The 24869-nt window shown below is 64.3% G+C and carries 24 protein-coding genes; 11 read left to right on the forward strand and 13 right to left on the reverse strand.

Features of this window, described 5'->3' with window-relative positions:
* The first annotated feature begins 4 nt into the window (after positions 1-4).
* On the forward strand, positions 5-1150 hold the full coding sequence (locus V8J83_RS16280) for a Hint domain-containing protein (protein ID WP_339987490.1): 1146 nt from the start codon (positions 5-7) through the stop codon (positions 1148-1150).
* Between the two features lie 78 nt (positions 1151-1228).
* Here the strand turns inward: V8J83_RS16280 and V8J83_RS16285 are convergent, their stop codons facing one another.
* From V8J83_RS16285 to V8J83_RS16295, 3 genes are all read right to left on the reverse strand, one after another.
* Positions 1229-4111, reverse strand: a complete 2883-nt coding sequence (locus V8J83_RS16285; protein WP_339987491.1) for a DNA translocase FtsK — start codon at positions 4109-4111, stop codon at positions 1229-1231.
* Positions 4112-4125: 14 nt separating this feature from the next.
* On the reverse strand, positions 4126-5307 hold the full coding sequence (locus tag V8J83_RS16290) for an aminotransferase class I/II-fold pyridoxal phosphate-dependent enzyme (RefSeq protein ID WP_339987693.1): 1182 nt from the start codon (positions 5305-5307) through the stop codon (positions 4126-4128).
* Positions 5308-5424: 117 nt separating this feature from the next.
* On the reverse strand, positions 5425-6747 hold the full coding sequence (locus V8J83_RS16295) for an amidase (protein ID WP_339987492.1): 1323 nt from the start codon (positions 6745-6747) through the stop codon (positions 5425-5427).
* A 48-nt stretch (positions 6748-6795) separates the two neighbouring features.
* On the opposite strand from V8J83_RS16295, the gene V8J83_RS16300 reads away from it, so the two are divergent.
* Positions 6796-8049 (forward strand): FAD-dependent monooxygenase, encoded by a 1254-nt coding sequence (locus tag V8J83_RS16300; protein WP_339987493.1) that lies wholly within the window; start codon positions 6796-6798, stop codon positions 8047-8049.
* A 43-nt stretch (positions 8050-8092) separates the two neighbouring features.
* On the opposite strand, the gene V8J83_RS16305 is transcribed toward V8J83_RS16300, so the two are convergent.
* The 6 genes from V8J83_RS16305 to V8J83_RS16330 all read right to left on the reverse strand — a co-directional run bounded on the left by V8J83_RS16305 (position 8093) and on the right by V8J83_RS16330 (position 12460).
* A complete protein-coding gene (locus V8J83_RS16305) occupies positions 8093-8272 on the reverse strand; it encodes a Trm112 family protein (RefSeq protein ID WP_339987494.1) in 180 nt (59 codons plus the stop codon).
* Positions 8269-8913: an LON peptidase substrate-binding domain-containing protein gene (locus tag V8J83_RS16310; protein ID WP_339987495.1), complete on the reverse strand. Its 645-nt coding sequence runs from the start codon at positions 8911-8913 to the stop codon at positions 8269-8271. The genes V8J83_RS16305 and V8J83_RS16310 overlap by 4 nt, the downstream gene beginning before the upstream one ends.
* A 52-nt stretch (positions 8914-8965) precedes the next feature.
* Positions 8966-9889, reverse strand: coding sequence for a tetratricopeptide repeat protein (locus V8J83_RS16315; protein ID WP_339987496.1), 924 nt, complete (start codon positions 9887-9889; stop codon positions 8966-8968).
* Positions 9890-9967: 78 nt separating this feature from the next.
* On the reverse strand, positions 9968-10756 hold the full coding sequence (locus V8J83_RS16320; RefSeq protein ID WP_339987497.1) for an exodeoxyribonuclease III: 789 nt from the start codon (positions 10754-10756) through the stop codon (positions 9968-9970).
* Positions 10757-10832: 76 nt separating this feature from the next.
* Positions 10833-11495, reverse strand: a complete 663-nt coding sequence (locus V8J83_RS16325) for a YrbL family protein (RefSeq protein WP_339987498.1) — start codon at positions 11493-11495, stop codon at positions 10833-10835.
* Positions 11492-12460, reverse strand: coding sequence for an alpha/beta fold hydrolase (locus tag V8J83_RS16330; protein ID WP_339987499.1), 969 nt, complete (start codon positions 12458-12460; stop codon positions 11492-11494). Before V8J83_RS16330 ends, V8J83_RS16325 begins: the two co-directional genes overlap by 4 nt.
* 43 nt (positions 12461-12503) lie before the next feature.
* On the opposite strand from V8J83_RS16330, the gene V8J83_RS16335 reads away from it, so the two are divergent.
* Positions 12504-13742: an MFS transporter gene (locus V8J83_RS16335; protein ID WP_339987500.1), complete on the forward strand. Its 1239-nt coding sequence runs from the start codon at positions 12504-12506 to the stop codon at positions 13740-13742.
* Between the two features lie 231 nt (positions 13743-13973).
* Here the strand turns inward: V8J83_RS16335 and V8J83_RS16340 are convergent, their stop codons facing one another.
* Entirely contained in the window at positions 13974-14660 is a 687-nt protein-coding gene (locus tag V8J83_RS16340) for a response regulator transcription factor (protein ID WP_339987501.1), read from the reverse strand.
* A gap of 150 nt (positions 14661-14810) precedes the next feature.
* On the opposite strand from V8J83_RS16340, the gene ribA reads away from it, so the two are divergent.
* From ribA to V8J83_RS16355, 3 genes are all read left to right on the forward strand, one after another.
* Positions 14811-15884, forward strand: coding sequence for a GTP cyclohydrolase II (gene ribA, locus V8J83_RS16345; protein ID WP_339987502.1), 1074 nt, complete (start codon positions 14811-14813; stop codon positions 15882-15884).
* Positions 15885-15966: 82 nt separating this feature from the next.
* On the forward strand, positions 15967-16254 hold the full coding sequence (locus V8J83_RS16350; RefSeq protein ID WP_339987503.1) for a DUF1330 domain-containing protein: 288 nt from the start codon (positions 15967-15969) through the stop codon (positions 16252-16254).
* 19 nt (positions 16255-16273) lie between these two features.
* Positions 16274-16783: a L,D-transpeptidase family protein gene (locus V8J83_RS16355; protein WP_339987694.1), complete on the forward strand. Its 510-nt coding sequence runs from the start codon at positions 16274-16276 to the stop codon at positions 16781-16783.
* A 24-nt stretch (positions 16784-16807) separates the two neighbouring features.
* Here V8J83_RS16355 and V8J83_RS16360 read toward each other — a convergent pair whose 3' ends face one another.
* From V8J83_RS16360 to V8J83_RS16370, 3 genes are all read right to left on the reverse strand, one after another.
* Complete coding sequence (locus V8J83_RS16360) at positions 16808-17287, reverse strand: hypothetical protein (RefSeq protein WP_339987504.1); 480 nt, start codon at positions 17285-17287, stop codon at positions 16808-16810.
* On the reverse strand, positions 17287-17937 hold the full coding sequence (locus tag V8J83_RS16365) for a YggS family pyridoxal phosphate-dependent enzyme (protein ID WP_339987505.1): 651 nt from the start codon (positions 17935-17937) through the stop codon (positions 17287-17289). Before V8J83_RS16365 ends, V8J83_RS16360 begins: the two co-directional genes overlap by 1 nt.
* Positions 17938-18008: 71 nt before the next feature.
* Positions 18009-19085 carry a porin gene (locus V8J83_RS16370; protein WP_339987506.1) on the reverse strand — a complete coding sequence of 359 codons (1077 nt, stop codon included), beginning with the start codon at positions 19083-19085 and terminating at the stop codon, positions 18009-18011.
* A 501-nt stretch (positions 19086-19586) separates the two neighbouring features.
* On the opposite strand from V8J83_RS16370, the gene V8J83_RS16375 reads away from it, so the two are divergent.
* The 5 genes from V8J83_RS16375 to V8J83_RS16395 all read left to right on the forward strand — a co-directional run bounded on the left by V8J83_RS16375 (position 19587) and on the right by V8J83_RS16395 (position 24823).
* Positions 19587-20072 carry a DUF3576 domain-containing protein gene (locus V8J83_RS16375; protein WP_439649798.1) on the forward strand — a complete coding sequence of 162 codons (486 nt, stop codon included), beginning with the start codon at positions 19587-19589 and terminating at the stop codon, positions 20070-20072.
* A gap of 84 nt (positions 20073-20156) precedes the next feature.
* Entirely contained in the window at positions 20157-22730 is a 2574-nt protein-coding gene (leuS, locus tag V8J83_RS16380; protein ID WP_339987508.1) for a leucine--tRNA ligase, read from the forward strand.
* A complete protein-coding gene (gene lptE, locus V8J83_RS16385) occupies positions 22717-23199 on the forward strand; it encodes an LPS assembly lipoprotein LptE (protein WP_339987509.1) in 483 nt (160 codons plus the stop codon). The genes leuS and lptE overlap by 14 nt, the downstream gene beginning before the upstream one ends.
* A complete protein-coding gene (gene holA / locus V8J83_RS16390) occupies positions 23196-24227 on the forward strand; it encodes a DNA polymerase III subunit delta (RefSeq protein WP_339987510.1) in 1032 nt (343 codons plus the stop codon). Before lptE ends, holA begins: the two co-directional genes overlap by 4 nt.
* Positions 24224-24823, forward strand: a complete 600-nt coding sequence (locus V8J83_RS16395) for a glutathione S-transferase family protein (protein ID WP_339987511.1) — start codon at positions 24224-24226, stop codon at positions 24821-24823. Before holA ends, V8J83_RS16395 begins: the two co-directional genes overlap by 4 nt.
* Positions 24824-24869 lie beyond the last annotated feature (46 nt).

A 24869-nucleotide genomic window follows, 5' to 3' on the forward strand; every position in this document is an offset into this window, starting at 1 on the left:
ACCCATGGCGACCGTTGATTGGTCCGCGATCTACCTCGGCAACATTGCCGATATGGACACCGACGAAAGTACGATGACGGCAGAGGGCGCGGCCAACCTTTTGACGACGTTCGGCTCGGCCGGTGCGCCGCTGAGCGACAACGTCGTGACCCTGACCACAACCAGCAACGACAACACCATCATGGAGCGCGACAACGCCGGTTCCTCCGATACGCTGACGTTTGAAAACACGCCTGGTGGAACGACCTCCACCACGGGGATCGACTCCATCGTTTCGGTCGATGTCACCATCTCGTTCGGCGACGGGACATCCGGTGATTTTGGCGGGTCGGTTTATATTATGCAGGACACGGATGGGAACCTGTTCTTTCTGATCACCGACACCTACGGGAATTTTGTCCCGAAGCTGTTCGAGGAACCGATCGACTCGATTCAGGTAAACGAAATCTCCGGGGATGCCAGACCTAGCCAGAGCCAGAGCTCTCACGACTCCCGCCAATTCGCCAGCACCTCGTCAGGGCCGACAATCTGTTTCCTCGCCGGCACGCGGCTGCAAACGCCCATCGGCGAGGTCGCGGTGGAGGATTTGGCGGTGGGCGATTTTGTCGACACACTCGATGACGGCCCGCTGGACGTGCTCTGGATCGGCAGGCAGGTCATGAATTTCCCGACGGAGGCGTCGAAATTCAAACCCTACCGCATCAAGGCCGGGGCCTTCGGCGGCGGTCTGCCGCGGCGCGATCTGAAGCTGTCGCGGCAACATCGGGTGTTGGCCGATGGCCCGATGGGCGAGGTGTTGGTGCCCATCGCCGGGCTTGAGCGCTGCACCGGCATCGCGCAGATGCGCGGGCGGCGTCGGGCCGTCTTCTATTCGATCCTGTTGCCGCGCCACGCGGTGCTGATTGCCGAAGGCGCTCCGGCGGAAAGTTTCTATCCCGGTCCGGTCGGTCTTGGCCTCCTGCCAAGGGTCGAACGGGCGCGCCTGTGCGCGCTCCTTCCCGGTCTGGAGCATGATCCCGAGGGCGTCTATGGTCCCCATGCCCGCCCGGTCCTGAGCCGCGCCGAGGCGGTACGCCTAAGCGTTGGGCGGGCGCCCGATCCGCCGATGCTCCGGCCACACAGCAGCGTCATTGGTGCCACAGCGCGTTAACAGAACCTTAACGAAAATCCGATTATCGTTCCTGATCAGATGTTTAAGCCCAGGTAGCACGCGTGCTACCACCACCCCTCAATCCTGCTCCGGCACCAGGATCTCGCGCTTGCCAACGTGGTTGGCCGACGAAACGAGGCCCTGCTCTTCCATCTGCTCCACCAGGCGCGCGGCCTTGTTGTACCCGATACCCAGTTTACGCTGGATGTAGCTGGTCGAGCATTTGCGATCCTTGATCACAACAGCCACCGCCTGATCGTAAAGCGCGTCTTCGCCATTGGTGTTGCCGCCCGTGTTCAGGCCCAGAACCGCATCGATATCGCTTTCGCGATCGTCCGACGGCCCGTCCAGCACCGAGGTCGCGTATTCCGGCGGCCCGAAGCTTTTCAGGTGGCGCACGATCTCTTCGACTTCCTCATCGGAACAGAACGGCCCATGCACGCGGGTGATCTTCGACCCCCCGGCCATGTAAAGCATGTCGCCCATTCCCAGCAGTTGCTCCGCGCCCATCTCGCCCAGAATGGTTCGGCTGTCGACTTTCGAGGTCACGTGAAAGGAAATCCGCGTCGGGAAGTTCGCCTTGATCGTGCCGGTGATCACATCCACCGACGGCCGCTGCGTCGCCATCACAAGGTGGATACCGCTGGCCCGCGCCATCTGCGCCAGACGCTGGATGCAGGCCTCGATCTCCTTGCCCGCGACCATCATCAAATCGGCCATCTCGTCCACGACGACGACGATATAGGGCATCTTCTCGGGCAGATATTCCTCGGTCTCGAACACCGGTTCGCCGGTTTCATCATCAAAGCCGGTCTGGAACGTACGGCTGAACATCTCGCCCTTGTCGAGCGCGTCTTTCACCCGGCCGTTGTAGCCGTCGATGTTGCGCACGCCCATCTTGGACATCTTGCGATAGCGCTCTTCCATCTCACCGACGGTCCATTTCAGCGCCACAACCGCCTTCTTCGGGTCGGTCACAACCGGGCTCAGAAGATGCGGAATGCCGTCATAGACGCTGAGTTCCAGCATCTTTGGGTCAATCATGATCATCCGGCAATCTTCCGGCTTCAGCTTGTAAAGCAGGCTCAGGATCATCGTGTTGATCGCCACCGACTTGCCCGACCCGGTCGTCCCCGCGATGAGCAGGTGGGGCATCTTGGCAAGGTTCGCGATGATCGGTTCACCGCCAATGTCCTTGCCCAGGGCCAGCGGCAGTTTGTGATTGCCGTCGCCGAAGTCGCGGTGGCTGAGCATTTCGCGCAAAACCACCATCTCGCGGTTCTGGTTCGGCAGTTCGATCCCGATGACAGTGCGCCCCGGCACGGTCGAAACCCGGGCCGACAGGGCCGACATCGACCGCGCGATATCGTCGGCCAGCCCGATCACGCGGGAGGCCTTCAGGCCCGGCGCAGGTTCAAGCTCGTACATCGTGACGACGGGGCCGGGGCGAACCGACACGATCTCGCCCTTTACGCCGTAATCATCCAGCACGTTTTCCAGCATCCGCGCGTTTTCCTCCAATGCCTCATCGCTGAGGTGATGGCGCTCGATGGTGGACGGATTGGTCAGAAGCGTCAGCGGCGGGAATTCGTAGGGCTCTGGCTCCGACAGGGGCAGCGAGGGCTGTTGATCGGCCTGCGCCTGACGCGATTGCACGGGGGCCTTGCGGGCGGGCTGCTGGATGACACGACGCTGAAGCGCTTCCGGCGCAGCGGCCGCAACCGGTGCAACCGGCTCCGCAACGGGACCAGGGATTGGCGCAGGCTCGGCCTCATAAAGATCAACTGGCTCAACCTCGGCCATCGGAGCCTCCATCTCGGCGGCATGGGCGGCGGTCAAAGGCGGCTCAACACGGTTCAGGCCTGGCACCTTCGACGGCGTTCCGGGCGTCACGCGGGCGCGGGCCGCAACTTCGGCGATGGACGTGCCATCACCCTTAGGTGCCGCCGGACGCACACGGGCGCGGATCGCGTCGGAAATGCGCGAGCGCACCCGATCTTCCCCCTCCGGAGCATCCCACAAATCCTCGGTCAAGGTTTGGTCTGCCTCGGGCAACGGGCCCTCAAGCGGCGGCTCGGCATCGCGCATCAGGCGCGCGAACAGCCCCATCGATTCCGGCTCGGGGCTGCGCTGAATGTCTTCGACAACCTCGAAATCGGGCTCCATTGGCACGTCGGCGCGATACACCCGCGGCTCGGTCTGCGCTTTGGCCACCATCGATACGGCACGGGTGGCGCGCGCGTCGGCCCGGTTGGCGCGAGCGGCCTGAATGGCGCTGGCGGTTGCACCGGCGCCCTTGCCGATGCCGCGCCCCGCGCCATGCAGCATGACCTTCACGGCCGCGCTGGTCGCAATAAAACCAACCAGAAGGAACCGCAACGCCAAGCCGAACTCCCGCTTGGTCACGCCCAGAACATACAGGACAAGAACCCCGGTGGCCGCAAAGGCGAGAGCCGCAAGAAGCTTGATCCCGATCTGCGGCGCAAACGGCAACGCACTCAGCAGCGCGCCGAGGATCGTATCGCCAAACAGCCCACCGGCCCCGAAGTTATGCGGCCAGACCTGCGGCGGCACATGGCTGGCGGCGTAGATCGCGGCAAAGGCAATGGCGATCGGAAGGAACAGGACACGGCCCAAGGCCCGCTCCTGCCCACGATGCAACAAGAACCGCCCGCCCCAGACCAGCGCCGCAATCGGCAAGAGCCACGCCGCGAACCCCATGATCATGATCAGGATCGCAGCAACGGACGCCCCCGCCCGGCCCAGAAGGTTCTCGGGCTGCGCATCGGTCGCGGCCATCCAGTTGGGATCTTCGGGAACATAACTCCACAGCAAGGCCGCCAGCATCACGCCAAGGCCGATCAGCGCGATGCCGATCATCTCTCGGCCACGGCGCACGAGGATTTCCTGCATGGGTCCGTCCAGAAGCGGCTCGCGCCCGCTGCGGGTCTGATAGGCCATCGTGTCTCGCCTCCTCAATCGTAGAGCGCTTCGCGGAGCGTTTTCAGCCCGCGGCGCATTTCTTCTTTTTCTGCCACCATTGCCACACGGATCCGGTCATGCCCGGGGGTCACGCCGTCCACCTCGCGCGCAAGGTACGCGCCGGGCAAAACCCGAACGCCTGTCTCGCGCCACAGCTTCAGCGTGGCCGCTTCGCCATTCGCCACCGGCAACCACAGGAAAAAGCCCGCCTCGGGGCCGTGGTATCCGGGGACATCGGCGAAAATGTCATCCGCGATGGTATATTTCGCGCGGTACAGCGCGCGGTTGTCGTCCACGTGGTCCTCATCCGCCCAAAGGCGTTCGGCCACCGCCTGCAACGGCATCGGAAGCGGTGAACCCGCGTAGGACCGCAGAAGCTTCATCCGTGCGATGCTTTCGCGCCCGCCCGCGCAGAACCCCGACCGCAGGCCGGGCATGTTCGAGCGTTTGCTGAGCGAGTGGAACACCAGGACCCGGTCCGGGTCCGCACCCATCCGCTGCGCCACCTGAAGCGCGCCGGGCGGCGGGGTATCGCGGTAAATCTCGGAGTAACATTCATCGGCGAAGATCTTGAAATCGTGCTGTTCGGCCAGCGTGATCAGCGCTTCCCAATAGGCCTCGGACGCGACCGCGCCCTGCGGATTAGCGGGCGAACAGATATAGGCAATCGCCGTGCGGTCGAGGATCGCGGGATCGACGGATTGAAAATCGGGCAGATCACCGGTCTCGGACGTCGCGGGCAGGTACACCGGCTCCGCACCCACCGAAAGCGCGGCGACGGCATAGACTTGATAGAACGGGTTCGGCGTCAGGACGACCGGCTGCTGGCCGTTCTTGCGTTCAGGGCACAAGGCCATGCAGGCATTGTAGAGCCCTTCGCGCGTCCCGTTCAGCGCCAGGATCTCCGTGGACGGATCGACCGTCACGCCATAGCGCTGCGCCAGCCACGCCGCTTGTGCCTCGCGCAGGGGCAGCGAGCCGTCGTTTTCCGGGTAATTGCCGAAACTGTTGAGGTTCTGGGCCAGGATCTCGGCAATCCAGGGCGGGAATGCATGGCGCGGCTCGCCGATTGTCATCGCAATCGGATCGCCGCCCGGATCATGGACGTCGAGAAGTTTCCGCAGACGCGGAAACGCATAGTCCGGAAGGTTCGAAAACCGCTCGGGAAACACCATATCTGCCTCAAACTCAGGGTCATTGACGCCCTGTTTGGTGGCAGAATAGCCAAGCGCAACGCCTTGGTCCACGAAAAAGGCTCAAAAAAGGCCCGGCGAATCAAATGGGTGTGGCGCTCAGGCCAGCGCAGCCTCCGCCGCCGCCGCCACCCGAAGAAGCCGCGCATCATCGCCCGGCGCGCCCATCAACATGATGCCGGTCGACGGCACGCCCGTGGGCAGAGTGATCGCACAGACCCCCATCAGGTTGCCGACCCGCGTGTTGCGCAGCGTCAGAAGGTTCTCCGTCACGAAATAATCATCATCACTGTCCAGGCGAGCCACATCCGGCGGCAGGTTCGCCGCCGACGGGATCAGCACCGCGTCATAGGCCGCCGTGGCGCGCAGGTACTCCGACCGCAAAATGCGCAGCCGCTGCCAGAGCGCGACGAAATCAGCCGCCTTCACCTCGGCCCCCTGCCGAAAGCGGTCGCGGATGCGGTGGAACATCTTGTCCGGATTGGCCTCGATCACCTGGCCCCAGGTCCCGTAGGCCTCGGCGGTATAAAGCGACAGGGTGGTTTCCATCGCCTCGTTCACGGCGGGGATGTCTGCGGTGTCGATCCGCGCGCCCGCGCCGCCCAACCGCTCCACCGCCGATTGAAACGCCGCCCCCGGCGCCTCGCGCACATCCGTCGACCACGGGTTCAGCACCAGCATCCGGGTGCCCTCAAGCGTGGCCTCGCGCAGGTCAGGCGCTTGCGCATTGCCCAGGATCGCGAACAATTCAGCGCAATCTTCAACAGTTCGGCACAGCGGGCCAACCGTGTCGAAACTGGCCACCAGCGGCACGACACCTTTCAACGACAGCGCGTCATGCGTCGGCTTGAAGCCGACAAGATCGTTCCAGGCCGAAGGCAGGCGCACTGACCCGCCGGTGTCCGAGCCAATGCCCGCCGCCGCAAGCCCATGCGCGACCGAGGCCGCAGCTCCGGAAGATGACCCGCCGGGCGCCAAGGTGGGATCGTTCACATTGGGCGGCGTCGCGGTGGACGGGTTCACACCAAGCCCGGAGAACGCCAGTTCCGTCATATGTGTCTTGCCAAGGCACACCAGCCCCGCATGGGTCGCGTTTACCAAGACGTCCGCGTCTTCCGTCGGCACCCGCCCCTCCAAGAGGTTCGAGCCGGCCTCCGTCACCACACCCGCCGTATCGAACAGATCCTTCCAACTGATCGGAACACCGTCGAGCACACCGCGCCGAATTCCGAATTTCGCGCGATCATGGGCGGCGATTGCCTCGGACAGGGCCCGGTCACGCATCCGGCGGGCGTATATCCGTTCCCCGGCGGGATGTGCCTTGGCCGTATCCAGATACGCCTCGGTCAGTTCGACCGGGTCAACGCGGCCTTCGCCGATGCCGCGCCCGATGTCGCACGCACTTTTCCACATCCAATCCATAGGCATGCCCCCTTTTGCCGCAGCGAAACGCTAACGGGGGCGCGCGGCATGGACAATCCCACCTCCGCCCCCATTATCAAGGTCATGGCAAAGCTGGACACGGATATTCTCATCGTTGGTGGCGGGCTCAATGGCCCAAGCCTCGCACTGGCCTGCGCGCAGGCCGGGCTCAGCAGTATCGTTGTGGATGCTTTGCCCGAAATCACCCGTACCGAACCGGATTTCGACGGGCGAGCCTATGCCCTCGCGCTGGCCTCGGTGCGCATGCTCGACGCGTTGGGGGTCTGGGATGGCGTGGCCGACCACGCGCAGCCGATGCTGGAAATCAAGGCCTCCGACGGGCGCGCCGGTGAAGGGGCTGCGCCGTTTTTCCTCCACTTCGATCATGCCGAGATCGAGGAAGGCCCGATGGGCCACATGCTGGAAGATCGCTACCTGCGTCGCGCGCTGATGACCGCGATGGCGCACGCGCCGCAGATCACCCACCGCCCCGGCGCTCGCGTCGTGTCGCAGGGGCCCGGCTCGGTGACGTTGCACAACGGCGAAACCCTGCACGGACGTCTTTTGATCGGCGCGGATGGACGGCGCTCGGGCGTGGCCGAACGCGCCGGGATCAAGCGCACCGGCTGGGGCTATGATCAGACGGCTCTGGTCTGCGCCGTTGATCACGAGCGCCCGCACAACGGCATCGCGCATCAATTCTTCATGCCCGGCGGTCCGCTTGCGATCCTGCCACTGCCCGGAAACCGCTCCTCCATCGTCTGGTCCGAGACCGAGCCGCGCGCCAGCGAACTGGCCGCCGCCGATGACGATACGTTCCTCGCCGCCCTGCGCCCCGCATTCGGCGATTTCCTCGGGCAGATCACGCTGACCGGCAATCGCCACAGCTATCCGCTTGGCCTGTCGCTGGCGCAAAGCTTCATCGCGGATCGCCTCGCGCTGGTGGGTGACGCGGCGCACGGCGTTCACCCCATCGCGGGCCAGGGCCTGAACCTTGGCCTGCGCGATGTCGGGGCCCTGGCGGAGACGCTGGCCGATGCAAAACGGCGTGGCGAAGATATTGCCGCGCCGGATGTTCTGGCCCGATATCAGCAATGGCGACGCTTTGACACCGCCGGGTTGGCGGTTGCGACGGATACAGTGAACCGTCTGTTTTCCAATGATAATTCTGCCCTGCGCGCGCTGCGTGATCTTGGAATGGGCGTGGTCGGAGCTCTGCCTGGCCTGCGCCGTGGCTTCATCCGCGAGGCCGCTGGCCTTACCGGGGATCTCCCGCGCCTGATGCAGGGCCGCCCCCTTTGAGCGCCGCGATAAACACCGTCTGGCCCGAGCAGCCGCACGCGCGTCAGTCCAGCTTGCGGGCTTCCTGTTCCAGCATGATCGGAATGCCACCCCGTATCGGATAGGCCAGATGCGCCGCTTTGGAAATCAACTCCTGCGCCTCTGCATCATAGCTCAGCGGAGCTTGCGTCACGGGGCAGACCAACGCCTCCAGCATGCGGCGATCAATCGGTGTCTCGTTCATTGCATCCGCTCTTCGTCGCTGCCCGCCCGCAAGGCAAACTCCAGAAGCGTCACGATCGTCTCGCGCCGCGTGCTCAGCGATGGCGCCTCCAGAAGTGCCTGCTTTTCCTCGGGCTCGAACGGGCACAGCATCGACAGTGAGTTGATCAGCAACTCGTCTTCCGCCTCTTTCAGACTGTCCCAATCGGTCGACAGGTCGAGTGCCTCGAAATACCGGCCCAAAAGATCAAGGAACGTCTCCCGGTCAAAGGCCTTGTCCTCTTCCGCCGGGCCAAGGTCCGCACCGAACCCGTCCCACGACACGTCACAGCGGCGGTAAGGCGTGAACCCCGTCACCTCCTGCTGGATACGGAACCGCGACATGCCCGACAGGGTAATCATGTAGCGCCCATCTTCGGTTTCCGAAAACTGCGTCAGGCGCCCCGCGCAGCCGATACTGTGCAGCTTGCGCTCGCCCCCGCCGGGCGCGTCATAGGGTTGCACCATCCCGATCAGGCGATGCGACGTCTTGAGCGTATCGTCCAACATCTGAAGGTAGCGCGGCTCGAACAGGTGCAGCGGCAACCGCGCACGCGGCAGCATCAGCGCCCCCGGCAAAGGGAACACGGGGATCGTCTTGGGGAGGTCGGCCGCTGACATCATGGCAACTGACCTAGGCCCTTGTGCGTGTTTGGCAACGCATGGGTCGCCCGTCTCACATAAAAATCATCGAGCTCAGACGACGACGCCCGTTCAGAGCGACGGGGTCCTGCGGCTTGAGCGCTTCGAAAATGGTGAAAAGCTGCGTTTTCGCCGCGCCATCGTTCCACTCCCGGTCACGCTTGAACAGGTCCAGCAATTGCTCGACCGCCTCCTCCACATTGCCATCGGCATGGAGCGCCTGCGCATAATCGAAGCGCGCCTGATGGTCATCGGGGTTGGCTTCGACCGCGGCCTGCAGATCCCCCAACGGGCCGGCGCCCGCCGCTTGCCGGGCCAGCGCGATCTGCGCGCGCGCGGCTTCGATTTCGGGCGCGTTGAAAATGGTGTCGGGCGCAGTGCTGAGCAAGGCTTCCGCCTCATCCACCTGATCCATGGCCAGATGCGCGCGCGCCAGACCGCCCATCGCGGCGGCGTTGTCCGGCTCTTCGCCCAGGATCGCGGCAAAGGTCTGCGCGGCATCGCTGGCCGCGCCCTGCGTCAACATCTCTTCGGCGGCCTCAAGCGCTTCGCCCAAGCCCCCGTCACTGCCGGCCATATCGGTCAGTTTCTTGATGAAATCACGGACCTGGCTTTCCGGCACGGCGCCTTGGAACATGTCCACCGGACGCCCTTCGACAAAGCCCACAACCGTCGGGATGGATTGCAGCGGCAGGCCCTGCTGCGCCAGCGCGCCCGCAAGACGTTGCTCGGCATCGACGTCGATCTTGACCATCTTCACGCGGCCCTTGGCCTCAGTGACGATCTTTTCCAGCATCGGCCCCAACGTCTTGCACGGCCCGCACCACGTTGCCCAGAAATCGACGATCACGGGCACCTCGGCGCTCGCTTCGATGACATCGGCCATGAATGTGGCCTCGGTTCCGTCCTTGATCAGATCAGCAGAGGCGGCGGCGGTATCGGTTCCGAATTCAAGCATGTCTCACTCCGTATGGTGTGGCGTGATGGTATGGCGTGGCTGCGGCCTATATGCGGTTCACTGCGCCCGGGGACAAGGTCACAGGTCGAAGGTCGCGAAAACCGGCGCATGGTCCGACGGCTTTTCCCACGCCCGCACATGGCGCAGCACGCGGCTTGAATGGCCCGCGTTCGAGATGTCCGGCGTGGCCCAGATGTGGTCCAGACGCCGCCCCTTGTCGGCCTCGTCCCAATTCGGCGAACGATACGACCACCACGAATACAGGTTGCCCTCGGGGATGTCCTGCCGCGTGATGTCGACCCATTGGCCCGCGTCCTGAACCTCGGCCATATGCTCCACCTCGATCGGCGTATGCGACACCACCTTCAGCAATTGCTTGTGGTTCCAGACGTCATCTTCGCGCGGCGCAATATTCAGATCGCCCACCAAAATGGCCTTGCCCGGTTTGTCCGCCCGCGCCCAATCCCGCATATCGGTCAGGTAATCCAGCTTCTGGCCGAATTTCACGTTCACCTCGCGGTCCGGCACATCGCCGCCTGCGGGCACATAGAAATTGTGGATCGTGACACCGTTGTCCAGGCGCCCCGCGATATGGCGGGCGTGGTCAAGCTGCGCGAAATCGTGGCTGCCCGCTTCGACCATCGGGATCTTCGAGAAGATCGCGACGCCATTGTAGCCCTTCTGCCCCCGCGCAACCATGTGGGTGTATCCCAGCGCCTCGAACACCTCGACGGGGATCTTGTCGACCGGGCTTTTGCATTCCTGCAGGCACAAGACATCCGGCGCCTCATCGCGCATCAATTGCGCCACGATCCCTTGCCGCAAACGGACAGAGTTGATGTTCCAGGTGGCAAGGGTGAAGGGCATGGGTAAGCTCCGGCTGCGACACGCGCGGAGCATAGAAGCCTCGCCCTTGGTGTCCAGTGGTGGGCATGGCGCGCTCTTAGCCCGCACCGGCTCCATGTCGCTCAAACCACGCGTCGAACAGGGCCTGAACCTCGTTCATCTTGCGCCGCTGTTCATATCGTTCCGCCCCTGGCACGAAACGCGGTGAGATCAGCTGCCGGTACACATTTGTCTTGTGGTCGAACACTCTCAGCTCCAGCGCATCCCCGTTGCGCAGCACCATGAAATTCTCCGGTCGGATCCCGTGTGTAAAGACACGATGGTCCGTCAACAGATCTCCGATCTCCGCGTATCGACGCGCCACGAACCGCATCTGCTCAGGCGTCAGATCAAGGCCGACCCGGTCCTTCAGGAGATCGCGCAGCACGGCATGCGCCTCCGCTCCATGGGTGGCGTTTTCGGCCAAGATCGCGGGGCCAAGGGATGTCTGCTCAAGCCCGTAGATGCGGGCCACAAAGGTGCGATGCGTGCCAAGCCGTGCCATCAGATTGGCATAGCCGCGCAACTCCCGCTCCATCGAGGATGCAATACGTGGCTTTCGCTCGTACCACCGTTTGCGCCCCGGCGCCTTGCCGGTTTCGATCTTCAGGACCAGGTCATCGCGCTCCGGGTGGCGATAGACCGAGCGCGTTTGCCGTCGCCCGATCAGCAGGTCGTCGCTCAACTCAACAACATGCGACCCGGCGTTGCACTCCGTCATCGGGCCTCCACCAGCGCACCCAACACCGCCAGCAAGGCCGCATCGAACGCCTCCGCGTCTTCGATCATCGGAATATGCCCGACATCGGGAAGGACCGTAAGCCGCGCCTCAGGGATCAATTCGGCCAGGTTCTGTCCCTGCGACAGCGGGGTGGTCGTGTCCTCTGCGCCCCAGATCAACGCCACGGGCAGCGAAAATTCGCGGTAAGCCTGCGACGATACCGACGGCAGCCCGACGGGCGGGATCAATAGCGTCGGCAACCAGTGCGCCAACGCCTCCGTCGCGCCGTCTTGCGTTGCCGGTTGGCTCAGCGTTGCAAGTACCTCGTCCGTCGCCGCCGCGTCGCGGTGCAGGAACGCCTGCAACAACGGGCGCGCCACAAGCGGATTGGTCACACTGGCCGACACCACGACCTCGCGCAGCCACGCCGGACGAAGCGGCGCAGGCAAGCTTGCGGAGCCGTCGGGATCAAGCGGCAAAGCGCCCGCGATAATGGTCAGCGATTGCGCCATGTCGGGCTGCTGCATCACCGCCTCAACCGCCGCCCCCGCGCCGAAGGAATGCGCCACGATATGCGGCGACACCCCAAGCGCATCCATGACCGCCAGGATCCGCGCCGCACTCGCCGCGCGCCCGTAATCCGCGCCCTCGGGTCGGTCGGAATAGCCCATCGGCGGCACGTCGATGGCGGTGGCACGGTACCCGGCTTCGGCCAAACGCTCCAGCGTATGCACCCAGGTTCCCGACCACCCGACCGAGCCGTGGATCAACAACACCGGATCCCCCGTCTCCGGCCCCATCGTGATCGCGTAGATCCGACCGTATTCGGTCTGCACGAAGCCCCCGATCCCCGGGCTGGACGAGGCATCGTCGGTTTCGCGCAAATGTGCGGCCAGACGCAGAGCGCCCAGGCCCATCACGACCAGCACCAAAAGAACGATGAAGATACGCAGAAGAAATCTCATTGGACCATTGTGCCGGAATGCGGGCTCTGCGCAAGCTGCGGTCATGCCCGCCCTGATCCGAGAAAACCGAAACTTCCGCCTGCTCTTGTCCGGCGCGGGATTGGCGAACCTGTCGGACGGGATCGGCGTTCTGGCGTTTCCGTGGCTGGCCACTTTGATCACCACCGACCCCCGCGCTCTGGCGCTTGTGGCGTTTGCGACGCGGCTTCCATGGTTTCTGTGGTCGTTGCCGGTCGGCGTTCTGACCGACCGGGCCGACCGGCAACGCATGATGGTACGCGCCGATCTGGCCCGAATGGCGCTGGCCTTGGCGGTTGTGGCGCTGATCCTGTCGGGCCCCGGCGATGGCGCAATCGCATGGCAGATCGCGGGCCTGTCGGCGCTGGCGTTCCTTATGGGCACGGCAGAGGTCTTCCGCGACAACGCCGCCCAGACCGCCCTGCCAACCGTTGTATCCAAGGACCGCCTGGAAGAGGCCAATGGGCAGATCTGGTCGGTCGAGCAGGTCATGGGCCAATTCGTCGGCCCGCCGCTGGCCGGTGTCCTGATCGCGGTGGCTGTGCCTGCGCCATTCATCTTCGAGGCCCTTGGCTTTGCATTGGCGGCTTGGGCCGTCTGGGCCATCGCCTTTCCCGCCCGCGAGGTGGCGATGCAGCGCGACAGTTTCTGGCGGGAGCTTCGGGCCGGATGGACCTGGATCCGGCAGCACCGCGTGATCCTGCAACTTGCCCTGATCCTCGGCGGGCTGAACGCCGCCCATATGGCCGGGTTCACCGTTCTGGTCCTCTACAGCCAAGAGGTCCTGGGCCTCGACGCCATCGGTCACGGTCTGTTGCTGACCGCCGGGGCGGCGGGCGGTGTCGCCGGTGGCCTCCTGTGCCCGGCCCTCGCACGGCGTCTGGGGGCGGAGCGCGCGCTTTGGATCGCCTTGGCCCTCATGCCGGTGCCGTTCATCGGCCTCTACCTGTTCAGCTCGGTCCCCTTAGCACTGATGCTCCTGTTCCTCGAAACCTTCGTGGCGGTCCTGTGGAACGTCGTCACAGTCTCCTACCGCCAACGGGCGATCCCCGATGCGCTTCTGGGTCGGGTCAATTCGATCTACCGCTTCTTCGGTTGGGGCATGATGCCCATCGGCGCCTTGGCGGGCGGCTGGATCATGGCGCTGGCCGAGCCGTCGTTGGGCCGAGAAGACGCGCTGCGGCTTGTCTTCCTCGTCGGCGCCGGGGCGCTTGTGGCCCTGTTTCTTTATGGCCTGGCCCGATTGCGCCTGCCCAAGGCCTGAGCCACCTGCAGCCCCTTCCCCCCCAAAAAAAGAAGCCCGGCACGATGGCCGGGCAAGTCACAACAGGGAGGTTGTATGGAAAGGTATACGCGGTCTGCCCCGGCCTGGATTTGATTCAGGTCAAAAAACTGGGCTACCAGTTAAAAAAGACCCGGGCACGAAGCCCGGGCCAAGTCCAACAGGGAGAGATGATGCCGTAACCCGGGCATCGGCGGGAACTTCTACTGCTCGTTACGCCACCAATCTGTAACCACCTGATTCGGTGACAAGAAGGCGCGCATTGGACGGATCTGGTTCAATTTTCTGACGCAACCGGTAGATATGCGTCTCAAGCGTGTGCGTCGTGACCCCGGCATTGTAGCCCCAGACCTCGTGCAGAAGGATATCGCGGGCCACCACACCGTCCTGCGCGCGGTAGAGAAACTTCAGGATGTTGGTCTCTTTCTCGGTCAGGCGGATCTTCCGCTCGTCCTCGGTGATCAACATCTTCATGGCGGGCTTGAACGTATACGGCCCAAGCTGGAACACCGCGTCTTCGCTCTGCTCATGCTGGCGCAGCTGTGCGCGGATCCGGGCCAGAAGCACCGGGAAGCGGAAGGGTTTGGTGACGTAATCATTGGCGCCGGCATCGAGGCCCAGGATCGTATCGGCATCGCTGTCATGGCCTGTCAGCATCAGAACCGGGCATTTCACACCCTGTTTGCGCATCAGGCGGCACAATTCCCGACCGTCCGTATCCGGCAGGCCCACGTCCAGGATCACGAGGTCGTAAATGCCCTCTTTGGCACGGTCCATCGCCTGCGACCCGTTGGCGGCCTCGAAGACGTCGAAGTCCTCGGTCATCACCAATTGCTCGCTCAGCGCTTCGCGCAGATCGTCATCATCGTCGACCAGGAGGATTTTCTTGAGGTTTGCCATGGGTCCCGTCCAAGTGCTGTCTTCGTTCCGTTGCCCTGACATGACCCGGCGACATCGGGTTTGTCTACGGATGTAACCGCGCCTCACGCGCGTGTGTGTGGCGGTGAGGAATGTTTCAATTTCCCGGCCCGCAGGGTTATGTGGGTCCGTATGACGCTATTGCCCTCCTCCTCCGAGCTTCTGGCCCGCGCGCGCAGCGACCTGCGGGTGGGCTTGCCCGTTGTGCTGCGCGACACGTCGGGCCTCTTGATGGTGATGGCCGCCGAAACCGCGCAGGCCGAACGCCTGTCGGCCATGCGCGCGCTCGGGCCCGTGGTCGCCGCGATCACCGGCTGGCGCGCGGCCACGCTCAAGGTTCGGGTCTACGACGGGGACATCGCGCGGATCGCCCTTCCCGCCGATGCCGGCGCGGAATGGCTCAGTGACATCGCCGATCCCGCCTGCGACCTGTCCGCACCATTGCGCGGACCGTTCCGCGAACTGCGTGACGGCGATGCGCACCTGCACCGTCTGGCTCTGGTGCTGGTGAAATCGGCACAGCTGCTGCCCGCCGTGGCTGCGGTCGAAATCTCCGACGTGCCGAAGGGCCTGACACTTCTGCAGGCCGATATCGCGGCGCGCGATCTCGCCGCCGCCCCCGCACTGGCCCCTGTTGCCGCCGCCGGTCTGCCGATGGAGGCCAGCGATGCCGGACGGCTGCACATCTTCCGCCCCGATAATGGCGAAACCGAGCATTACGCGATCGAGGTCGGCCGCCCGGACCGCGCGCAACCGGTGCTGGCGCGGCTGCATTCGGCCTGCTTCACCGGCGATGTCCTGGGCTCGCTGAAATGCGATTGTGGACCTCAACTGCGCACCGCTCTGGCGGAAATGGGGGCGGCGGGGGCAGGTGTTCTGCTCTACCTGAACCAGGAAGGGCGCGGCATCGGGCTTGCCAACAAGATGCGCGCCTATGCCTTGCAGGATCAGGGGTTCGATACAGTCGAAGCGAACCACCGGCTGGGGTTCGAAGATGACGAACGGGATTTCCGCCTTGGTGCGCGTCTGTTGAAACGGATGGGATTCGGCGCGGTGCGCTTGATGACCAACAACCCCCGCAAGGTGGACCGCATGACCAGCGAAGGCATCGAGGTCGTCGAACGCGTGCCGCTGGTGATCCCGTCGAATCGTTTCAATGCCGACTATCTGGCCGTGAAGCGCTCGAAATCCGGACATCTTCTGTGAACCATCGACCGCGCCCCGCGGGGGTGATGGGGGAAAGCCCGGCGCTGTGCTACGCTGGCACCACACCAACGGAGGACGTGCAATGCCCAAAGGTTATATCGTCGCCAACATCCGTGCGCGGGACATGGACGGCATGCGGCGGTTCGCCGAAGCCTCCGCCCCGGTCATCGCGGAATTTGGCGGTCGGATCCTGGCCCGCGACCCGAACCCGGAGCAGCGTGAAGGCGTCTTGGATGGCATCGCGGTGATCGTGGAACTCGACGATTTGGACACCGCGCCGCGGTTCTACGCATCGCAGGGCTACACCGATGCCAAGGCCATCCGCGAGGCCATTGCAGAGACGGATCTGCGGATCGTCTCGGGAATCTGAGCGGACGGCGCAGGGCATGATGACAGCGGAAGACATGGTTCTCACGCCCTCGGGCTTGCGGTTCTGGGGGGCCAACCTGCCGTTTTCGGTGGGGCGCGGCGGCATTGTGCGCGACAAGCGCGAAGGCGATGGCGGCACGCCTGTCGGGGTGCATCGCATCGTTGGCTGCCTCTACCGCCCCGACCGTTTGGCGCGGCCTTGCGACTGGGCGGTGCCCATCGGGCCGGGTGATCTGTGGTCCGATGATCCCACCCGCCCGGATTACAACACGATGGTACGCGCACCCTATGGTGGCTCGGCCGAGCGGCTCAGGCGCGGCGATCCGCTCTATGACATCGTGCTGATCACCGATTGGAACTGGCCCGATGCCGAGAGCCGGCGCGGATCGGCGATTTTCATCCACCAATGGCGCGGGCCGGGGCGCCCGACGGAAGGCTGCGTCGGCCTGCGCCCGGATCACCTGCGCTGGATCGTGCCGCGGATTAGCTATGAGACCCGACTGATCGTTCCGGAGCGTTTGGTGGGCTAGCGCCGGGGCGCAGCGCAGATGTACTCACCGATTGGGCAAGCCGTTGGCCCGCCGGGTGGCGCGCAGCTCGGCTGCCGAAGGGATGCTGGCGATCAGCCCATCGAGCCCGGCCAGAACCTCCGCGTAGGCAGCGGCGTGGCGCGTGCGCGGGAAATCCGGGTCCTGCCCGGTGGCCGCCCAGGTTCGCGCGCAGGTCATCGCGGAAATCCAATCGTCGCGATCGCCCGCCAGCCATTCGTTGATCGGGCGGGCGACGGTCTCCTGCAGGGATGCAAACAGCGCCTGCGCCTGATCGGACCGGCCCGGACGAATCATGAGCAGAAGGCGCGCCCGGAACTGGCCGCGGTACAGGATGCACCCCGCGCGCAGCCGGTCACCTTCATTGAAGACCTCGGCCGCGCGTGTGTAATCGTCCCACGGGCTCGACGTCATCGGAGCGGGGCTCAGGGTCTGGGCCTGAACGGGAAGGGCAAGTACCACACAGATCAAGATCCATCTGAACATCATGCGGTCCTTTCCCCGAAAATGGCCGAGCCGACGCGGATATGCGTGGCGCCCTGAGCGATTGCGTTTTCGAAATCCGACGACATGCCCATCGACAGGCCCGTCAGGCCGTTGCGCGCCGCGATTTTGGCCAGCAACGCGAAATGCAGGCTGGGTTCTTCCTCGACCGGCGGGATGCACATCAGCCCCTTGAGCGGCAGATCAAGCACGCGCACCTCGGCGATGAACGCATCTGCGTCGGACGGCAGGCATCCGGCCTTCTGCGGCTCTTCCCCGGTGTTCACCTGCACGAAAACCTCGGGACTTGCGCCGCGCTCCTGCGCCAGACGGGCCAGCGTGGTGGCCAATTTCGGACGGTCGAGCGTGTGGATGGTCGAAAACATCTCAACCGCCTGCCGCGCCTTGTTGGTTTGCAGCGGGCCGATCAGGTGCAGGTCGATGCCGTCGAACCGCGCTTGGAACTCGGGCCAACGCCCCTGCGCCTCTTGCACGCGGTTTTCACCAAAAATGCGGTGCCCCTGATCAAGAACGGCTTCGACCCGTTCGGGCGGCTGCACCTTGGAAACGGCGATCAGGGTGATGTCTTCCGGCGTGCGGCCATGGGCCTGCGCGGCGGCGTCAATGCGGGCGGTGATGTCAGACAAAGCCATGTCAGCGTTTCACCAAAAGAAAAGAGCGGGCACAAGGCCCGCTCTCTCCGTAATCCGATAATCCGTTAGGATTAGAAGGACATGTTCAGACCAACCGACCAGGTCGAAGCGTCGGTGCGCGCCGCTGTCGCGGACGTTGCAGTCGACGTCAGAACACCGTTCACGCTGCCGATGTCACTGTCACCGTAACCGACATGGGCGGACAGACCGCCACCCAGGTCGTAGGATGCTGCGAGACCGAAGCCAGTTGCGTCTTCGACGGTTGCGTTGGAATCCCAGTCGAACTCACCGTAGTTGGCGTGCACGGCGAAGTCACCGAACGAGTAAGATGCGCCAACCGCAACGTGCGTACCGGAGAACGAACGATCCGCAGCGGCGATGACTGTACCCAAATCTACATCAATCTGCGAATAGTTGATGCCAGCCGACAGGCCGTTGTCCAGAGCAACCGTTGCCGAAACACCGACAATCGAGAGTTCCTGGTCGCCAGCAACCGCTGCGTGCGAGTCTTGGGTCATCTGGTAACCAGCGCCAACGGTGTAGGAACCGCCGCCGAAGGACCCAGCGTAGCTTGCGCCGATGCCGAAGACTTCGTCTGCTTCCAGGCCGTCGGCAGCCGTGCCGTCGTCAGGCAGGTTGAACGGACGTGCGATCGTCGCGCCATCGTCCTGCTCAATCGAGCCGGTGATGGTGAAGCCGGACACCGAGTAGGAGTACGACAGGATCTGGCCGTCGAACGTGCCGTCGAGACCTGCGTTGCCCGAGTAACCGGCGTGCGTGGTTTCGTCGTCGTTGATCGAACCCGGCGAACCGATGTTCACTTCCTGCATGCCGGCGTCGAAGCCGCCATCGGTGTCGCCCATGGTGAGCGTGCCGAAGTCGCCGGAGATGAAGATCGCAACGCCTGCGTCGTCGGTGCCGACAGCGCCTGCGTCTTCGTCAAGATCGACAGCCGCACCGAAGGTGATGCCGCCGGGCGTTTCACCGGACAGGGTGAAGGTGACGTCGATGTCCTGGACGAACTGGGTCACGGCATCGCCGGAACCGCCTTGGACGCCCATTTGAGCCGAACCGCTGAGCGCGACATCGGCCGATGCGAAGCCTGCCGACGCTACAAGCGCGGTGGTCGCAAAGAGAACCTTTTTCATGGTTTTTCCCTCGTGTTCACTTAGAAGGTGCACCCCAAGACGGGATATCCGAATTGAGTATGCCTCTATCTCGCGCTTTGGCCCCGGCATTGCAAGAAAGGGTCCGGACCCCCGGAAAGGTTGCCTCAGGCATGGTGCAGACATGCCACAGTCGCTTTCCTGCGCCCCGCGATCCGGCCCGGATTCCACTCTATAAAGCCCCGATGTGCGTGAAATCATGCGAAAAACCTAACATCTTGCCGACAATTGAACTCTTCTCGCGCACACCGCCAAACGGAACACGCACCCCCCTCCGCGCCCTGCTCCCCCCGCACGACCTGGCGGGCCGCGCCTCGAATCGACGGCCTGGCCGGACTCGATTCCCTCAGGCCCCGCCGCACTCCCCGAACCACACGTTAAGGATTCGCCACGCGACCGGACCCGCAGCCGCCAGCCCTTGCTGCGCCACATGCGCTTGGGTAGAAGAGCACACGAATGATGGGCTGGGTGATCACTATGACGATGCGTTTTGGAAACCTTGTCGGCGCCACGGCTGTGCTGGCCCTGCTGGCGGCCTGTGGTGGCACCGGTAATTTCGCCAACGACACCGACCGGCAGGCGGAGCGGTTGCAGGGCGAAGGCTTGCTTCTGGATCCCGACCGCGAAACGATCTTCGACCTCTTCACCGGGAACGAGGACCCGTCCGTCACGGTCGAGGTCAACAGCTACCTCTGGCAGGCCGCGCAGGAGATCCTCGATTTCATGCCGCTCGAAGCCGCCGATCCGTTCACCGGCATTCTGTCCTATGGGTTCGCCACCCCACCCGGCGGCAGCCGCGCCTACCGTGCGACCGTGTTCGTAACCGACCCGGCGTTGGAGGCCCGCTCGCTGCGCGTGGCCCTGCAGGGGCGCAATGGCGGCGCGGTCAGCCGCGCCACCGCGCGCCAGGTCGAAGACGCCATCCTCACCCGCGCCCGGCAGCTACGCGTGGCGGATGGGCGCCTCTAGACCGCAGGCAAACGTCCGCCTAAACACACGCCGGGCTGGTTTCAGTCCGGCTTTTTTGCGTCCATCCCTCCAAGGAACATCGAAATGTCCCGCTACACCCCCGCCGAGATCGAGCCAAAATGGCAAAAAGCCTGGGAAGAGGCCGGGACCTTCCTTGCGACCATGTCCGCCGACAAGCCCAAGTATTACGTGCTCGAAATGTTTCCCTACCCCTCGGGCCGCATCCATATCGGGCATGTGCGCAACTACACGATGGGCGACGTGATCGCGCGCTACAAACTCTCCACCGGGCACAACGTCCTGCATCCGATGGGGTTTGACGCCTTTGGCATGCCCGCCGAAAACGCCGCCATGGCGCAGGGCGGGCATCCCGCCGATTGGACCTATCAGAACATCGACACAATGGTCGAACAGATGAAGCCGCTCGGCTTCGGCATCGACTGGTCCCGCATGTTCGCCACCTGCGACCCGGAGTATTACGGCCAGCAGCAGGCGCTGTTTCTCGACATGCTGGAAGGCGGTTTCATCGACCGCAAGAACGCCGTGGTGAACTGGGATCCGGTCGATATGACCGTTCTGGCCAATGAACAGGTCATCGACGGCAAGGGCTGGCGCTCGGGCGCGGAGGTTGAGCGCCGCGAACTGACGCAGTGGTTCTTCAAGATCTCCGACATGGCCGACGAATTGCTGGAGGCGCTGGACGGGCTCGACGATTGGCCCGCCAAGGTGCGCCTGATGCAGGAAAACTGGATCGGCAAGTCGCGCGGCCTGCAATTCGCCTTCGGTCTGGTCGATGCGGTGGGCGGCCATGACCGGGTCGAGGTCTACACCACCCGCCCCGATACGCTTCTGGGCGCAAGTTTCGTCGGCATCTCACCCGATCATCCCATCGCCAAGGAGTTGGAGGCCAAGGACGACACCATAGCGGCCTTCTGTGCCGAATGTCGCAAGGGCGGCACCACCGCCGAAGCCATCGAAAGGGCCGAGAAGCTCGGCCACGATACAGGCCTGCGCGTGCGCCATCCCTTCGACACCGCCGCAGAACTGCCCGTCTATATCGCCAATTTCATCCTCATGGATTACGGCACCGGCGCGATCTTCGGCTGTCCGGCCCATGACGAACGCGACCTTGAGTTTGCCCGCAAATACGATCTGCCTATCGTATCGACCTATGTGCCGGAGGCCAGCGAAGATGGCTTCACCCGTCCCGAAGACGGCGGCGAGGCCTATGTGCCGCCGAAAACCGAACCCGTCCGTTATGTCGCCGGATTCGCAGGTGAAGAGGTACAGACCGGCATTGCCGCCATCGACGCGGCCATCGCCTTCTGCGAGGGCGAAGGCGTGGGCCAGGGCGTCACCAAGTTCCGCCTGCGCGATTGGGGTCTCAGCCGCCAGCGCTACTGGGGCGCGCCGATCCCCGTCGTTCATTGCAAATCCTGCGGTGTGGTGCCCGAGAAAAAGGAAAACCTGCCCGTCGAACTGCCCAAGGACGTCAGTTTCGACGTGCCCGGCAACCCGCTCGACCGGCACCCGACCTGGCGCGATGTGCCCTGCCCCGCCTGCGGCAAGCCCGCGCGGCGCGAAACCGACACGATGGACACATTCGTCGATTCGTCATGGTATTTCGCCCGCTTCACCTCGCCCCACGCGGACACACCCACGGCGCGCGAAGAGGCCGAGTATTGGATGAACGTCGATCAATATATCGGTGGCATCGAACACGCGATCCTGCACCTTCTGTACTCGCGCTTCTTTGCCCGCGCGATGCACGCGACCGGCCACCTGCCCGCGAAATCCATCGAGCCGTTCAACGCGCTCTTCACCCAGGGCATGGTCACCCACGCGATCTACAAGACGACGGACGCAAATGGCCGCCCCGTCTATCACTACCCCGAAGAGGTCGCGCTGCGCGACGGCTCGGGCTTTCTCAAGGACGGCACAGAGGTCGAGATCGTTCCCTCCGCCAAAATGTCCAAATCCAAGAACAATGTCGTCGACCCGGTCGCGATCATCGACCAATACGGCGCCGATACCGCGCGCTGGTTCGTCCTGTCCGACAGCCCGCCCGAGCGCGACGTCGAATGGACCGCCGCCGGGGCCGAGGCCGCGTTCAAGCACCTCGGCCGCGTCTGGGCCCTGTCGGACCGTATCGCGCAAATGGACCGCGACGCACCGGGCAACAATGACGACGACCTCCTGCGCGCCATGCACAAGGCGATCCACGACGTCACAATGGGCGTCGAAAGCTTCGGCTTCAACGCCGCCATCGCAAAGCTCTACGGTTTCACCAATACGCTCTCGAAATCCAAAGCCTCTTATGCCGCGCAACGTCAGGCGATCCTGACGCTGGCGCAGCTCATGTCGCCCTTCACCCCGCATCTCGCCGAAGATATCTGGGCGCAGCAGGGCGAAACCGGCCTGATCGCCAACGCCCCTTGGCCCAAGGCCGACGACGCCATGCTGACCTCCGACACCGTCACCATGCCGATCCAGATCAACGGCAAACGCCGCTCGGAAATCACAATCGCCAAGGACGCCCCGAAGGAAGAGGTTGAAAAGATCGCGCTGGCAGACGACGCTGTGGTCAAGGCGCTCGCCGGGGGCGCCCCGAAAAAACTCATCGTCGTGCCCGGCCGGATCGTGAATGTCGTTGTTTAACCGCCTCGCCCTCTCGCTGGCCTTGCTCGTGCCCCTGGCCGCGTGCAATTTCACGCCCGTCTACGGGCCCGGCGGCGCGGGCAATGTGATCCGCAACCAGATCTCCGTCGCCGACCCCGACACGCGGCTGGAATTCGAAGTGCTCTCGCGCCTCGAGGACCGCATCGGTTTCGGCGCGACCTATGACCTCGACTACGTCATCAACACCGGGCAACGCGACATCGCCATCGACGAAACCAACACGATCGAACGGACCAACGTGCTCGGATCGCTCGCCTACACGGTCCGCCTCGCGTCCACCGGCCAGATCGTCGATCAGGGCGAGGTCTCGACCTTCACCGCCTATGCCACCACCGCGTCGCCCGTCGCCACCGCCGCCGCGCGACGCGATGCCGAGAACCGCCTTGCCGTGGCACTCGCCGATCAACTTGTCACCCGCCTCTTCGCAGGCGCCGCCACCTGGCCATGAAGCTCAGCACGCGCGACGCGAACACCTATTTCAAACGTCCCGATCAATCCGCCGCCGGCTGCCTGATCTTCGGCGATGACGCCATGCGCGTCGCCCTCAAACGGCAAGACCTGATGGCCGCCCTGCTCGGCCCCAACGCCGAGGAAGAGATGCGCCTGACCCGCCTTTCCGGGGCCGATCTGCGCTCCGATGGGGCCGCCCTTCTCGATGCCGTGAAGGCCGTTGGCTTCTTCCCCGGACCGCGCGCGGTGCTGGTCGACGGCGCCACCGATGGCCTCTCGAAAGTCTTCGCCACGGCGCTCGGCGAATGGGCCGATGGCGACGCGCAAATCGTCGCCACCGCCGGGCGCCTGACCCCGAAATCCGCGCTGCGCAAGGTGTTCGAGGGCTCGAAAACCGCCTATGCCGCCGCGATCTACGACGATCCCCCCGACCGCGCCCAGATCGAGGATTGGCTGCGCGACGCGGGCCTCTCCGCCCCCGACCGCGAGGCCATGACCGATCTCGAAGGCCTCGCGCGCGCCGTCCCGCCCGGCGATTTCCGGCAGATGATCGACAAACTCGGCCTCTACAAACGCGGCGACGCCACGCCTGTCTCGTCCGCCGATATCGACGCCGTCGCCCCCCTGACCCGCGAAGCGGAACTCGACGACATCCTCCACGCCACCGCCGAGGCCGAGACCGGGTCCATCGGCCCGATCCTCAACCGGCTGAAACAACAGGGCACCACCCCGGTCTCGCTTTGCATCGCCGCTTTGCGCCATTTCCGCGCGCTGCACATGGCCGCCAGCCATCCGAACGGCCCGGCGGCGGGCCTGCAAGCGATGCGCCCGCCCGTCTTTGGCCCGCGCCGCGATCGCATGGTTCGCCAAGCCGGCCGCTGGGGCCGCGACGCGCTGGAATCCGCCCTGTCGATGTTGGTGGAAACCGACCTCAGCTTGCGCTCAAACAGCGCAGCACCGCAAATGGCGGTGATGGAACGCACATTGATCCGGCTGGCGATGTTGCCGGGAAGGGGACGCAGATGACCTATCAGGTTTACGGAAGCGTGCGCAGCCGCGCGATGCGGGTGCTCTGGACGCTCGAAGAACTGGGCGTGGACTACGATTTTATCGAAGCCGCCCCGCGCTCACCCGAGGCAAAGGCCGTGAACCCGACCGGCAAGGTCCCCTTCATGGTCGCCGACGGGCAGATGATCCCCGACAGCGTCGCAATCATGACCTTTCTCGCTGACAAACATGGGCAACTGACCGCCCCCGCGGGCACCCTTGCGCGCGCCACGCAAGACGCCTTCACCCATCAGGTCAACGATGAGATCGACGGCATCCTCTGGGCCGCCGCCCGACACAGCTTCATCCTCCCCGAAGAACATCGCGTGGCCGCGTTGAAGGACTCTCTGAAATGGGAATTCGCCCGCAATCAAGATGCCGTCGCGGCCCGCATGAACCCCGATGGCCCCTTCGTCGCGGGCGATCACATCACCATCGCCGATATCCTGCTCAGCCATTGCATGGGGTGGGCGGCCAACGCGAAATTCGACGTCACGAACCCGCGCCTGATCGCCCATAACGATATGATGCGCGCCCGGCCTGCCTTTGAACGCGCCCTGAAGCAGGGCGCCTGAAAGCGGCCACGTCAGGCTTCGTGTGATTTTGGAAGAACTACAAAAA

Source organism: Gymnodinialimonas ulvae (assembly GCF_037543845.1).
In the GTDB taxonomy this organism is placed as follows: domain Bacteria; phylum Pseudomonadota; class Alphaproteobacteria; order Rhodobacterales; family Rhodobacteraceae; genus Gymnodinialimonas; species Gymnodinialimonas ulvae.

What these genes read in the sequence shown, in the direction of transcription:
- V8J83_RS16330 (WP_339987499.1), bottom strand. Translation starts at nt 12,460, where the DNA reads ATGAGATTTCTTCTGCGTATCTTCATCGTTCTTTTGGTGCTGGTCGTG.
- V8J83_RS16360 (WP_339987504.1), bottom strand. Translation starts at nt 17,287, where the DNA reads ATGTTCAGATGGATCTTGATCTGTGTGGTACTTGCCCTTCCCGTTCAG.
- V8J83_RS16370 (WP_339987506.1), bottom strand. Translation starts at nt 19,085, where the DNA reads ATGAAAAAGGTTCTCTTTGCGACCACCGCGCTTGTAGCGTCGGCAGGC.
- V8J83_RS16290 (WP_339987693.1), bottom strand. Translation starts at nt 5,307, where the DNA reads ATGGTGTTTCCCGAGCGGTTTTCGAACCTTCCGGACTATGCGTTTCCG.
- V8J83_RS16395 (WP_339987511.1), top strand. Translation starts at nt 24,224, where the DNA reads ATGACCTATCAGGTTTACGGAAGCGTGCGCAGCCGCGCGATGCGGGTG.
- V8J83_RS16315 (WP_339987496.1), bottom strand. Translation starts at nt 9,889, where the DNA reads ATGCTTGAATTCGGAACCGATACCGCCGCCGCCTCTGCTGATCTGATC.
- V8J83_RS16375 (WP_439649798.1), top strand. Translation starts at nt 19,587, where the DNA reads ATGCGTTTTGGAAACCTTGTCGGCGCCACGGCTGTGCTGGCCCTGCTG.
- V8J83_RS16320 (WP_339987497.1), bottom strand. Translation starts at nt 10,756, where the DNA reads ATGCCCTTCACCCTTGCCACCTGGAACATCAACTCTGTCCGTTTGCGG.
- V8J83_RS16350 (WP_339987503.1), top strand. Translation starts at nt 15,967, where the DNA reads ATGCCCAAAGGTTATATCGTCGCCAACATCCGTGCGCGGGACATGGAC.
- V8J83_RS16280 (WP_339987490.1), top strand. Translation starts at nt 5, where the DNA reads ATGGCGACCGTTGATTGGTCCGCGATCTACCTCGGCAACATTGCCGAT.
- V8J83_RS16285 (WP_339987491.1), bottom strand. Translation starts at nt 4,111, where the DNA reads ATGGCCTATCAGACCCGCAGCGGGCGCGAGCCGCTTCTGGACGGACCC.
- V8J83_RS16340 (WP_339987501.1), bottom strand. Translation starts at nt 14,660, where the DNA reads ATGGCAAACCTCAAGAAAATCCTCCTGGTCGACGATGATGACGATCTG.
- V8J83_RS16365 (WP_339987505.1), bottom strand. Translation starts at nt 17,937, where the DNA reads ATGGCTTTGTCTGACATCACCGCCCGCATTGACGCCGCCGCGCAGGCC.
- V8J83_RS16335 (WP_339987500.1), top strand. Translation starts at nt 12,504, where the DNA reads ATGCCCGCCCTGATCCGAGAAAACCGAAACTTCCGCCTGCTCTTGTCC.
- leuS (WP_339987508.1), top strand. Translation starts at nt 20,157, where the DNA reads ATGTCCCGCTACACCCCCGCCGAGATCGAGCCAAAATGGCAAAAAGCC.
- V8J83_RS16305 (WP_339987494.1), bottom strand. Translation starts at nt 8,272, where the DNA reads ATGAACGAGACACCGATTGATCGCCGCATGCTGGAGGCGTTGGTCTGC.
- holA (WP_339987510.1), top strand. Translation starts at nt 23,196, where the DNA reads ATGAAGCTCAGCACGCGCGACGCGAACACCTATTTCAAACGTCCCGAT.
- V8J83_RS16355 (WP_339987694.1), top strand. Translation starts at nt 16,274, where the DNA reads ATGACAGCGGAAGACATGGTTCTCACGCCCTCGGGCTTGCGGTTCTGG.
- lptE (WP_339987509.1), top strand. Translation starts at nt 22,717, where the DNA reads ATGTCGTTGTTTAACCGCCTCGCCCTCTCGCTGGCCTTGCTCGTGCCC.
- V8J83_RS16310 (WP_339987495.1), bottom strand. Translation starts at nt 8,913, where the DNA reads ATGATGTCAGCGGCCGACCTCCCCAAGACGATCCCCGTGTTCCCTTTG.
- V8J83_RS16325 (WP_339987498.1), bottom strand. Translation starts at nt 11,495, where the DNA reads ATGACGGAGTGCAACGCCGGGTCGCATGTTGTTGAGTTGAGCGACGAC.
- V8J83_RS16300 (WP_339987493.1), top strand. Translation starts at nt 6,796, where the DNA reads ATGGACAATCCCACCTCCGCCCCCATTATCAAGGTCATGGCAAAGCTG.
- ribA (WP_339987502.1), top strand. Translation starts at nt 14,811, where the DNA reads ATGACGCTATTGCCCTCCTCCTCCGAGCTTCTGGCCCGCGCGCGCAGC.
- V8J83_RS16295 (WP_339987492.1), bottom strand. Translation starts at nt 6,747, where the DNA reads ATGGATTGGATGTGGAAAAGTGCGTGCGACATCGGGCGCGGCATCGGC.